General features: G+C 54.5%; 10 protein-coding genes. 4 read left to right on the forward strand and 6 right to left on the reverse strand.

Annotation, left to right across the window (positions count from 1 at the left end):
• Positions 1-21: 21 nt before the first annotated feature.
• Complete coding sequence (locus tag G560_RS19595; RefSeq protein ID WP_022705386.1) at positions 22-1,368, reverse strand: multicopper oxidase family protein; 1,347 nt, start codon at positions 1,366-1,368, stop codon at positions 22-24.
• 885 nt (positions 1,369-2,253) lie between these two features.
• Positions 2,254-2,757 carry a manganese-binding transcriptional regulator MntR gene (gene mntR, locus G560_RS0116440; RefSeq protein WP_022705387.1) on the reverse strand — a complete coding sequence of 168 codons (504 nt, stop codon included), beginning with the start codon at positions 2,755-2,757 and terminating at the stop codon, positions 2,254-2,256.
• 115 nt (positions 2,758-2,872) lie between these two features.
• Here mntR and G560_RS0116445 point away from each other — a divergent pair, with 115 nt between their 5' ends.
• The 3 genes from G560_RS0116445 to G560_RS0116455 all read left to right on the forward strand — a co-directional run bounded on the left by G560_RS0116445 (position 2,873) and on the right by G560_RS0116455 (position 5,619).
• A complete protein-coding gene (locus G560_RS0116445) occupies positions 2,873-4,012 on the forward strand; it encodes a multicopper oxidase domain-containing protein (protein ID WP_022705388.1) in 1,140 nt (379 codons plus the stop codon).
• Positions 4,009-5,190 (forward strand): ZIP family metal transporter, encoded by a 1,182-nt coding sequence (locus G560_RS0116450; RefSeq protein ID WP_022705389.1) that lies wholly within the window; start codon positions 4,009-4,011, stop codon positions 5,188-5,190. Before G560_RS0116445 ends, G560_RS0116450 begins: the two co-directional genes overlap by 4 nt.
• Before the next feature lie 126 nt (positions 5,191-5,316).
• Positions 5,317-5,619 carry a hypothetical protein gene (locus G560_RS0116455; RefSeq protein ID WP_050525243.1) on the forward strand — a complete coding sequence of 101 codons (303 nt, stop codon included), beginning with the start codon at positions 5,317-5,319 and terminating at the stop codon, positions 5,617-5,619.
• Positions 5,620-5,747: 128 nt separating this feature from the next.
• Here G560_RS0116455 and G560_RS0116460 read toward each other — a convergent pair whose 3' ends face one another.
• The gene (locus G560_RS0116460) at positions 5,748-6,410 is read right to left on the reverse strand and encodes a L,D-transpeptidase (protein WP_022705391.1); all 663 of its coding nucleotides are present in this window, start codon (positions 6,408-6,410) and stop codon (positions 5,748-5,750) included.
• Between the two features lie 219 nt (positions 6,411-6,629).
• On the opposite strand from G560_RS0116460, the gene lnt reads away from it, so the two are divergent.
• A complete protein-coding gene (gene lnt / locus G560_RS19600; protein ID WP_033419478.1) occupies positions 6,630-8,216 on the forward strand; it encodes an apolipoprotein N-acyltransferase in 1,587 nt (528 codons plus the stop codon).
• 252 nt (positions 8,217-8,468) lie between these two features.
• On the opposite strand, the gene G560_RS0116470 is transcribed toward lnt, so the two are convergent.
• From G560_RS0116470 to G560_RS0116485, 3 genes are all read right to left on the reverse strand, one after another.
• A complete protein-coding gene (locus tag G560_RS0116470; protein WP_022705393.1) occupies positions 8,469-8,975 on the reverse strand; it encodes a L,D-transpeptidase family protein in 507 nt (168 codons plus the stop codon).
• Positions 8,976-9,255: 280 nt separating this feature from the next.
• The gene (gene mrdA, locus G560_RS0116475; RefSeq protein ID WP_028914201.1) at positions 9,256-11,196 is read right to left on the reverse strand and encodes a penicillin-binding protein 2; all 1,941 of its coding nucleotides are present in this window, start codon (positions 11,194-11,196) and stop codon (positions 9,256-9,258) included.
• Positions 11,197-11,631: 435 nt separating this feature from the next.
• A partial coding sequence (locus G560_RS0116485) for an ATP-binding protein (RefSeq protein ID WP_022705396.1) occupies positions 11,632-11,897 on the reverse strand: 266 nt, incomplete at its 5' end.

Consider the following 11,897-nt stretch of genomic DNA (forward strand, 5'->3'; position numbering starts at 1 on the left):
TGATCAGTGTTTTGTGGGTCTTCAAATTTTAGTGCTGCCGGAGGCGACGCGGACGACGCCCATCATGCCAGCTGCCTGATGTTCTAGAATGTGGCAATGGAACATCCAGTCTCCTGGATTGTCCGCCACAAACGCGATCTCAACCCGTTCCTCGGGGGCCATCATCACTGTATCCTGCCATTCGCGATAACGCGTTGGTTGCCCGTTGCGCGAGATGACGCGGAACGAATGCCCGTGGAAATGGATCGGGTGATGCCAGGCCGTGCGATTGTCCATCTCGAACACGTGCGACGTTCCCTGCGGCAAAACCAGCAAGGGTTCCTTGATCGGACCTGTCGCCGCCCTGCCGTTAATGAACCAAATGTTGCCTTCGCGCATCTGGTCCATCATCGACCTCATGCTATTGCCCATCATCATCTGCCCCATCATTCCGCCATTGAAGACGATCTGATGCCGCTCAGCCGAGGCCATGTCAGGGTCGGCAAGCGGGTTAGGCTGCAGATCTATCGGCCAATCCGGCACCGTGTCCCGTAATCTGTCAGGCGCATAGACGAGATCGACCAGACGGTATTCCAACCCTTGGTAGAAAATATCGGTGACAAAAGCCGCATCACCAGGCTTGCCGGTCATGTCGATCACCAAATCAACCCGCATCGCCGGGCCGATAAGCACGATATCGCCTTCTGGTGCATGGGGCGCCACGGGCTGACCGTCCAGCGCGACAATAACTGGCGCAAACGTCCCAAAATTTAACGCGAAAATTCGGGCATTGGCTGCATTGATCAGCCGAAGTCGGATGCGCTCTCCGGCCCGGACTGAAATACGTTCCGGTATTTGACCGTTTATAGTCACAGAATTCCCAATACGTCCGCCATGCATGGCATCGGCCTGACTGCCGAAATCACCCACAATCTGCCCGTCGGGAGACATCCGCCAATCATCGAGCATCCAAGTCATGTCGCGATCCACGCGGATCGGGTCCGTTTCCTCAACGATCAATGGCCCGGAAAGCCCGCGTCCGACCTGTTCCGAACTGCGATGGTGGGGATGATACCAGAACGTGCCAGCGTCGAGTGCATCGAATTCGTAGAGAAAGTCGCTGCCAGCCGAAATCGGATCTTGTGTCAGGAACGGCACGCCATCCATAGCATTCGGAGTCCGTATGCCATGCCAGTGGACCGTTGTGCCTTCATCCAACCCATTTTGGGCCAAAACACGAATACGGTCGCCCTGACGCACGCGGATTTCAGGGCCCGGAATAGATCCGTTGTAGCTCCAGACATCGGTCGGGCCATAAGGTGCTGGACGCAAGGCCGCCTGGCCGGACGCCGCGCGCAGCACGAACGGTTCGTCTGTCGGGCCTGCCATGGCTATTCGTGCAGGTGACAAAGCGGATATGGCTGTGAAAGCGGCACCAGTGCGCAGCACTTGCCGTCGTGAGATATTTCTGTTGAGCATCATCGCTTCTGCCTTGTTCTGAAAGTGTCGCGCTGGCCAAATTCGGCCAAGTCAACGGTCAGGCCTCGCCACGAGCGAGACCAAATTCAAATTCAGATAGGAAGCTTGGGAGGGAATGGGTCAAGCGAAGGGCTGACGCCGCGCGGGATCAAAGGTTCGTCAACCGAAACGATGAGACCAAATAGTATCGCAAATCGCCAAGAAGACGCTTGACCTATGATCCCAGCCGTTCCCACTGAACCGCAAGGAACAGGACACCCACCCTCGCAAATTACGCCAGAAACATATCCCTCGGGACCGCACCCATCGCATCGCTGATCTGCACTTCCGGCGGTATCCATATGCACCATGGCGATGTCAGCCATGCTCGCCGACGATCCCTTTGGGGCAATCACTGCACCGAAGGTCAGGGCTAGAATCAAAGCAAGGCGAAGGACATGGATCATAGAAGCCATATGCAGCCTTCCAGTAAGGGGAGGTCAAGCGATACTCTGTCACTTGGCCGTGATAACCTTCAATTCCAGTGCTTATTCTTGCCTCTCTCATGTCGGAACCAATCACATTTTTTGGGCAGCTAGTCTTGGCCCCTCCCCCGCAAGTGAGTTCACGCGGGTTAAGCGGCGCACGTGTCCTGAGCCAGCACAGATCGTTACTCAAATGCTGCAAGGTGCCTAAGAGTGCCGATGGCAATTCTTGAAAAAGCAGTGAAGGTTTTCTGGCGCCCTTCGGTTTGGCATGGTCAACAATGTTGATTGCTTATACGCTGGCAAGTATCGATACTGCCTCGATTAGGGGCTAGTTGCTGCGCAATGCCTCGCCCATGAGGTTCCTGCGATCTACTCTCGACCCGTCTGCGAATGCTGCGAATAGCGCGAGCGTTCGATCGCTCACATGATGTTCAATCCCTTCGGCATCCCGTTCGGCGGTCTCTAAGTCGAGACCAAGGCTGAGAAGAAAGCGCAATACAATTTCATGCCTGTGGCGGCATTCTTTCGCCAGAGCGCGTCCCTCTTCAGTCAGAAAGACAGAGCGGTATTTCGCACGGGTAATCAGTCCTTCGCGTGCGAGACGATCGAGCGTCTTGGCAACGGTAGGTGCTGTAACCCCCATTTTCGTTGCAATATCAACAGGTCTCGCTTCGCCTTTCGCATAGATCAGCTCGGCAATCAGTTCGACATAGTCCTCCGCCAGTTCATTTCGTCGGGCCGCACGCACCCCGACAAAAGCTTCGGCACGGGAATCCACCGCGCGCTCGTCAGGCATGACGGCTTCTACTTCCTGATTATCATTCTTTTTCATCCGTTAAGCTTTGCATGAATTGGATTGACAGGTAAAGGTGTAGAGTAGACAAGTTAGCCTTGTCTAACTTTTGATGCATAGACTTTAGCACTGCTCCCGCAAGGAAACCTGATTCATGGCCGACGCTTCCAAACCCTCTCTTGATCCTTCGCGCCGCGCTCTGCTGGTTGGTGGCCTAGTGGCCGCAGGCGGAGCAGCCATCGCCGCTGGCAGTGCGCGCTCTCAAAGCGCAGCGGATCCTATGGCTGGTCACGATATGTCCACCATGCCGGCAGATCCATATGCTGCCCCAATGCAGGGAATGGCGCACGGCAACATGACAACGGTTGGCTTGGTCGATCACAATCGAAACGGGTTTGATCCGACTGCCATGTTGACGGATTGGGAAAGGGGAACAACCGAGCTATTGCCTGATGGGAGAACGCTTCGAACATTCGAAGTCGATGCCATTGACAAGGAAATCGAGATTGCACCCGGCCTTTTCTTTCCAGCCTGGACCTTCAATGGCCGGGTCCCTGGTCCTGCCCTGAGGGCGAAGGAGGGCGAACGGCTTAGGATAGTCTTTCGCAACTTAGGCTCGCACCCACATTCCATGCACTTTCATGGCATCCATTCGGCGCGGATGGATGGTGTTCCTGGTGCTGGATTGATTGGTCCGGGCGAGGAGTTTATCTACGAATTTGACGCTAAACCTTTTGGTTGCCACCTTTATCACTGCCACGCCTTGCCCCTAAAGCGGCATATGCACAAAGGTATGTATGGTCTTTTCGTTATCGACCCCGATCCTGAGCGTCACCCCGAGAACGCGACCGTCGCGGCATCGCGCCTGCTTGGCAGCCCTGAGAATGCTCATTGGCAAGAGATGGCTATGGTGATGAACGCCTTCGACACTAATTTCGACGGCGCAAATGAAGTTTATGCTGCAAACACTGTCGGCCAAGCCTACATGAATGAGCCAATTCGCATCGACAAATCGCGCCCAGTTCGCATTTACTTGGTGAACGTGACCGAATTCGACCCGATCAATTCATTCCATTTGCACGCGAATTTTTTTGACTATTACGACACCGGAACCACGTTGACGCCAACGCTGCGCACCGTTGATCTGATCATGCAATGTCAGGCGCAGCGCGGAATCCTTGAGTTCAGCTTCGCCGATCACGAAGATGGAATGTACATGTTTCATGCACATCAGTCCGAGTTCACCGAACTTGGTTGGGTTGGAATGTTTGATGTAAGGAGCTCTGCGAAATGAACGAGCAGGTTCAGCCAAAGCGCCCCGCACTGAGCCGCTTGCTGCTGGTGCTTGTGCCACTGGCAGCCATGCTTGGCATGTTCGTTTGGATTGCGTCGCTTGATCCCCTGCGCAGTTTCAACAATGGCGCGCCGCCTGTAGAGGCATTGACCGTGGAGCGGACAATTCTGGACGAGACCGGGATCGGGCTTTTGGTCCGTGCCGGTGGTTCAGACGCCATGGTGATCGCCCAGGTGGCGGTGGACGACGCGTTCTGGACTTTCACGCAGAATCCGCCCGGGCCGATCGTTCGTGGGGGTGCTGTGTGGATCCAGATACCCTATCCGTGGGTTTTCGGCGAGGCGCACGCAATTAATATGCTGTCTAATACTGGTGCTTCGTTCGAACATGAAATCGCTGTAGCTGTGCCAACACCAAAGGCCACGGTGGGTCAGCTTCGCCTTCAGGCATTAGTGGGAGCGATTGTTGGGTTGCTGCCTGTGGCGCTAGGTCTGATGTTCTATCCGGCAATGCGAAGCGCCGGGCGTGTCGGGGTGAGTTTTCTTCTCGCGCTGACGGTCGGTTTGCTGACCTTCCTGCTCATTGACATGACGTCCGAGGCGTTGGAGCTTGCAGACCAGGCTGCAGCATTGTTCCAAGGATCGGCCATGGTCTGGCTGTCTGGGCTCGCGAGTTTCCTCATGCTGATGGCAATCGGACGCTGGCGCGGCACGCCGGAAGGGCTGGCGTTGGCATTTTACATTGCCCTAGGGATAGGCTTGCACAACTTTGGCGAAGGGCTGGCGATTGGCGGCGCGTTTGCTGCCGGATCGGCAGGGCTCGGTACGTTCCTCGTTCTCGGCTTTGCTCTCCACAATGTTACCGAAGGGATTGGCATCGCTGCGCCGATGTTGCGGATCCGGCCGCCACTCTGGAGTTTTGCAGCCCTGACCCTTTTGGCGGGTGGCCCTGCCGTTCTAGGAATGTGGGCAGGAAGTCTTGCATACGCTCCGCAATGGTCGGCATTGGCGATGGCCGTTGGGGCTGGCGCAATTTTGCAGGTTATGGTCGAGGTTACGGCCTATCTGATGCGCCAGAGCAGCGACCGGCAAGCGGTGCTGTTTTCTCCCGCCGTTCTCGGAGGGTTTCTTGCGGGGCTCGGTTTCATGTATGCAACTGCTGCGCTGATCAAGGTTTGATCAACGCACGTTTTCTCCAGATCTCAACACTTCGGATCGTCTACGCGATAAAGCAATAAATGTGGATACTCTATGCCGCCACATTATGATACTTGGCCAATGACCGAAGTTAAGGAACCTGCGCACATGGACAGCAACATCCCCGTCGTGACAAAACAAGTTCGGTCGATCGTACTTGTTTTCGGACTTCTGGTACTTGCAGCCTGCTCCACGCCGATAAATCAGACTACCGATAAATCCACCGGGTTCCTCAAGGAACTGCCTGAAGGGGTCGCCCTGATTGCGGCACCCTATCAAAACCTTCAGGAGGTGATCTTGCAACCCGACGACGGGTGCTATTGGTATCGCCATTTCGGACCCGTCGAAACGACAATGCTTCCTTTACTTACGGTCGATGGAAGACCAATCTGCACAAAAGTCGCAGGCTAACAAAACCGTTTACTAGGCTATGCGCTGGCTTTTAAGCCGTGCATTCAGGTGTTTGACACACGGAGTCGAGTTTACTCTGTAAAGGATGAACTTCCGCCGCGGTGCCACGCCCGCACTAAGACTTTTTGTTAGCTTGTCGTTAAACGACCTTCTTCTGCCGGATAAAGGTATGCTGTCACGCCGGTCTCAACTTGGTCGAACAGCGAATTTATGTGTGGCATGACCATACGCACACACCCGGAACTCGCCCGGTTACCTATAGAACGCGGAAGCGGCGTCCCATGGATCCGCAAATAGGTATCACGATCACCCACAAACAGATACAGCGCCCGCGACCCCAAGGCGTTTGCCGGTCCAGGCTCCATCCCATCTGCGTATTTGGCATAGAGTTCGGGCTCACGTTCGATCATGGACTGCGTGGGGGTCCAAATCGGCCATTTTACCTTGCGTTTGATGGTATAAGTACCAGGCTCGTATAATCCACTTCGGCCAATGGCGACGCCGTAACGCATGGCCGTGCCATCGAACTGAATGTGATAAAGATACCGAGCAACGGCATCGACATGAATATCCCCCGGCACAAGCCCAGCACGCGCTTCTACCCGAGTTGGTAGCAAGCGCGGTTGCAATCCCCAAGGGTTGGTCGTCGCAGCATCATAACCTGCTGGGGTAACGAGCGCATCCCAAGTCGCCCACTGATCTTCCATATGAGACGAGGCGAAAACCGGTGTTGCAATTGGCGACGAAAACAGCGCTGTTGCCGTTGCGATAAAATGGCGTCGTGTGAGCATGGGCGTCGCTTTCTCATCAATACTTGGAGCGTTACTTTATATTTTTCCGACGGGCTTTAAAGGTCAAGCAATACGGGACAGGTGTCCAGTCAAGTCTGTGTGACCATTGATGAAAGTTGAAAGCCTGCACACGTATTATGTCATTCTGACAATGCCGTGATGTGTCAAAGGATCTATTGCACCTAAAGAAACTAGAGCCCCTAAGCGTCTTTGCTCGATATGGAGGGTTTTCAAATTTCGGTCCGAATGGAAACACACAGACTTTGCAGCAAAACGCGTTTACAAAACTTGGCCAGTTTTGCTGTCTCCATTGCGGCGGGTGCATCCTTTGTCTTGGCCCTCCCGCCCTATTCGATTCTGCCGCTTGCGCTCATTCCCTTTGCGGTCCTGGCGGTGTTGTTGCGTGGTGTGTCCCCCCTCAAGGCGTTCAGTTTGGGATATGTGTTCGGCTTGGGTCAGTTCGTGCCAGGCCTTTTCTGGATCACCGAAAGCTTCCAGGTGGAGGCAGACCGGTTCGGATGGCTCGCCCTGCCCGCCGTGTTCGGACTTGCGATGTTGCTCTCAGCGTTTCCGGCATTGGCATGTGCTATCGCTACGCGCATGACGCGGGCCGGCCTACCGTCGGCGCTGTCGTTGGCATCAGCCTGGGCGGGAGCCGAGTGGCTGAGAGGGCATATTCTGACTGGCTTCCCTTGGAATCTAGCGGCCTATAGTCTGATGGACTGGACGGTGCTATCCCAAGCTGCTTCGTTGATCGGCAGTTACGGGCTAGGGTTTCTGATCGTGCTAAGCGCAACACTCGCGGGATATACCTTTTGTCCCTCCGATCACCGTTTGCGCAGGCTCCGTGTCGCCGGGACGGCCGCAATCTTGATTAGCATATCTGGGTTCGGCATAATGCGGATAGCGGTCTCTACCCTGCCCCCAGAAGGTGGTACGCGCATCCGGGTTGTTCAACCGAACATAGCCCAAAGCGCCAAATGGGATCAAGCTACCCGAGACGAGAACAAACAGCGGCTTATAACCTTGTCCGAACGCGCTGGATCGTTTGATCTTTTGCTCTGGCCCGAAACTGCTTGGCCAGGTTTTCTGGCAGAGGATGAGGGAGCACGCATTATATTGGCAAGCCTTCTACCGGAATCCGGCGTCTTGATCACGGGCAGTCCAGTGCAGGAAGAAACCGCAACCCGAACGACATACCGCAATGCCGTGCTTGCCATTGCCTCAGACGGAACGATTTTGGCGCAATACGCCAAACACCACCTCGTGCCCTTTGGCGAATATGTTCCCTTGCGCGGCATATTGCCCCTTCCGCGCTTGGTTGAGTCTCTTGGCGACTTTATGCCCGGCCCGGGGCCAAGCACGTTGACGATTGGGGTCGGCCTCCCCTTGGTTGGTGTTGCAATCTGCTATGAGGCCATTTTTCCAGGTCATGTCGTTGATGGCGCAACCCGACCGAGCTGGATTTTCAACGCCACAAATGACGCCTGGTTCGGAACATCAATCGGGCCTTGGCAGCATCTGGCATCAGCGCGCATGCGGGCCGTTGAAGAAGGCCTTCCCCTTGTTCGTGCCGCAAACACTGGGATTTCTGTTGTGGTCGATGCGTATGGCAGAACAATTGCCATGATCGAGCTCGAAAGGTCAGGCATCATCGATGCGCGCTTACCCCGACCGCTTCCGCCAACACCCTATGCTCGTTTTGGTGACTGGACTGCAATAGCGTTGATCATGTTTGCATGGATCATCGCCGGATTGCGACTGCGGCTGCAAAAGCCAGCACGCCTGACAAGCATAATGACATGATCGGCTCGTTTTGAGAGCCTATGCACAATCTTTGCTGGCCGGGCAACACAACAAATGGCTCGAATCTGACCTTACGTCGGCTGGACCCCAGCCCACTTGGCCGCTAACGCCTTTGGCGATTGGCGGCTGGTTAGAACAGCCATCAGCCTGTTTTCTGTGCATCGGATTTTGAGTTGGCAACGCCTTTTTGAATGAGCTCTTGTCTGAACCTCGAAACATTGCGGTCCAAGACGCAACAAGCCATGCTTGGCTTCAAACAAAGATCTCAATCGGTGTCCCATCTCGTACCATCGCATAAATCTCTTCCATTTCGCGATCTGAAACCGAGATGCACCCCGCCGTCCAATCCGGCTTGATCGGATCGATGTTGCGCCTCCGCCCGCCGTGAATGAATATTTCGCCGCCAGGTTCGCGTCCTTGCGCTTTGGCGAAAGCGATGTCAGCCTCATTTGGATAGGAAATGCCGATGGAAAGGTGAAACAAGCTGTTCGGATTGCGCCGGTCAATGATGTATTTGCCTTCGGGTGTTTTGCCATCGCCTTCAAATTGCTTGTGTCCCATCGGCGCAAAGCCAAGATCTGTTTTATAGGATTTAAGAACGCGATCACCGTTGTAAAGAAACAAACGTCGGTCGCCCTTGAATAATTGTATGCGGGTGACTTCCGGGCCGTCATAGGTCCTGAACCTGCTATTGGCACAGCCGACCAAGCCAAGAGCAAGACTGCCTAGAACGACTACGCGGCGTGTCGCATGTTTCATATTCACTCCTCAATCCATTTGGGTCGGATTGCTATAAAGTACAGTTTTGTGACCAGTCCTGACAAATGTGAGATAAGCTCAATCACGGGCGTTGGCAAAAAGATAGCCTTGAGCTAGCGGCCTTGACTGCGGTCATGGAGAAATCCCGCGAGTTTTAGGGGTCCAGCAGATCATGGATTGCAGCCATCGGAAATCCACGCGGTGTAGGGTTGCGCAATTTGTCAGATGATTGGCCCTAGGGTGTAATGTTGTGGAGCGTTCGACGAAAGGAAGGAGGAGCCTACCCATTCTTGCGCCCCCCATTTGTGTCAGGAGGTAAGATCAGGCTGCTCAACCGTTGCAAATCAGTGCTAATGCGCCCACGCTGATCAACTGGATAGGCCTCAGGAGTTGGCATGCCACCATTCAGGTAAAACAACACGAGATCGCGCGCAATTGGAGCCGCCGCTGTTGACCCGCCGCCGCCATGTTCAACAAGGACTGATACTGCGATTTCAGGTTTGTCGAACGGAGCAAAGCCGGTGAAAAGTGCGTGATCGCGCCGTCTCCAAGGCAGATCCGCTTGGCTTCTGACACCGGCCGCGCGTTCAGAAGTTGTTATACTGAATACCTGACTTGATCCTGTCTTGCCCGCCATGAATTGCCCTTCGGTCACGATCCGAGAGGCCTTGGCAGTTCCGCGACTAGAATTGACGACATCAAACATCCCTTTATGAACCAAGGCCAATGACGATGGCGTAAAGCCCATAGGCTCCATGTCGGGGTCTAATGAGCCAACCTGCGGCTTTACAATGCGCGGCACCACCGCACGACCTGAAGCGACCCGCGCCGTCATGACCGCAAGTTGCATTGGTGTCGACAGAACAAAACCCTGCCCAATTGATGCATTGATCGTATCGCCAATCAACCAATCGCTGCCCTGCGTTTCTTGCTTCCATGCGCGGGACGGATTGAGTCCGGCTGACATCCCCGAGAACGGTAAATCAGGTTTCTGACCAAGGCCTAACCGCGTATTCATTGCGTTTAGGCCATCAATACCAACTCGCTGTGCCATCTCATAGAAGAATACATCACAGGATTCGCGCAGCGCGCCTTGCAGGTTCACGCGCCCGTGGCCGCCCCTTTTCCAACAGTGAAACCTCCGTCCCGCAATTTCGACGAAGCCAGGGCAGGTGACAGTATCTTGTTCTTTGACCACTCCGCCTTCTAGCGCGGCAAGAGCAAGCGACATTTTGACGGTCGATCCAGGTGGGTAGGCCCCTTGCACGGTTTTATCTGCGAATGGGCGATATTCAGAATCGCGGAGCGCACCGTAGTCACGCGACGATATTCCGTTTACAAACAGATTCGGATCAAATGAGGGCGCTGACGCCGATGCCAGAATATCACCATTACGAACATCCATGACAACAGCAGCGGCGCTTTGGTCCCCCAATCGGGCCAATGTGAAGTTCTGTAGATGATGGTCGAGCGTCAGGTAAACGTCTTCACCCGCTGTTGGGGACGTTCGATTGAGATCGCGCATGACGCGGCCTGTAGCATTGACTTCAACTGCCAAGGTGCCCTGCAAGCCACGCAACTCTGTCTCGAACGCCTTTTCAACGCTGGTTTTACCAATTTTGAATCCCGGCAGCGACAACAACGGATCTTTGGTCTCGACAGCTTCCAAATCATTTGAACTAACACGCCCGACATATCCGATCATATGCGCAAAATCAGGGCCAAATGGGTAGGTTCGCTGCAGTACCGTTTCAAGGTTTACGCCTGGAAGCGTAGGTGCGTTCACAGCTACCCGCGATAATTCTTCCCATGTAATGTCTTCGGCAACGGATATCGGCACGAAGGCACTTGTTTTGCTACTATTGTTTAGGATTTCAGCGATATCATCATCGGAAATCGGCAACGCCAATTGCAATTGGCGAAGTACCGAGGCTAGGTCGCCTGCCTGCTCCCGTATTACGGTCACTTGGTAGGTGGGTCGATTATCAGCAAGAACATCGCCAAAACGATCAAGAATGCGCCCACGTACTGGCGCAATCAATTGCAGATTGATCCGATTGTTTTCGGCAAGCATGCGATACTGCTCGGCATCGCGGATTTGCATCTGGCGCATCCGCAAGCCTAGAACGCCAACAATAGCAACCTGGACGCCACCCATCACAAGCGCCCGCCTCGTTATACCTTTCTGGCTAATTTCCGCGGCTTGAATAGATCGACGCATCAGCTTTCTCCTATCGTCGGAAAAATGTCGCTACGTTTCCGCCATTCGGTTCGGATAGCGAGGCACAGCAAGACAAAGCCAACTGCAGCGAGCCAAGGTCGAAGGGGATCGAACCAACGCAACAGCGCCTCGCTGCCAAAAATCAACATTAGAACCTTGTTGCAAGTCGGGCAGGCTATCCCAAGAAATGACGCAACGCTGCCTATTCCGGCTTTCTTTGTTGAACAGCTTGGCTGGTGGATCGCTGTGAACACGCCTGCGAGGCTCGCGAAAATCAAAAGGTAGGGAAGTTCCCAGCCTGCTATCGGAGTCATTCTTGTAAATAGCGGATTTTGCCATATCGTCGTGATGGTCCCCATCGTTGTTGATTGTCACTGAGAACTGACCCGGCATTGTCACCGCGATTTGACCCACCCATTAGTTATGTTCTCTATGTCATGATGGCGTCAATGCTGTTGCCTCCTTTCGCTTTTTCTTCGCTGTTTCGGAGCTGGCCTTGAAGCGGTAGCTGTCATTGCCAGTCTCGAGGATGTGGCAGCGATGGGGAAGACGATCGAGCAGTGCGGTGGTCATCTTGGCATCGCCGAACACGCTGGCCCATTCGCTGAAGCTCAGGTTGGTGGTGATGATGACGCTGGTGCGTTCATACAGCTTGCTCAGAAGGTGGAAGAGCAATGCACCGCCAGAGGCACTGAACGGCA

This window comes from Pseudorhodobacter ferrugineus DSM 5888 (assembly GCF_000420745.1).
Taxonomy (GTDB): domain Bacteria; phylum Pseudomonadota; class Alphaproteobacteria; order Rhodobacterales; family Rhodobacteraceae; genus Pseudorhodobacter; species Pseudorhodobacter ferrugineus.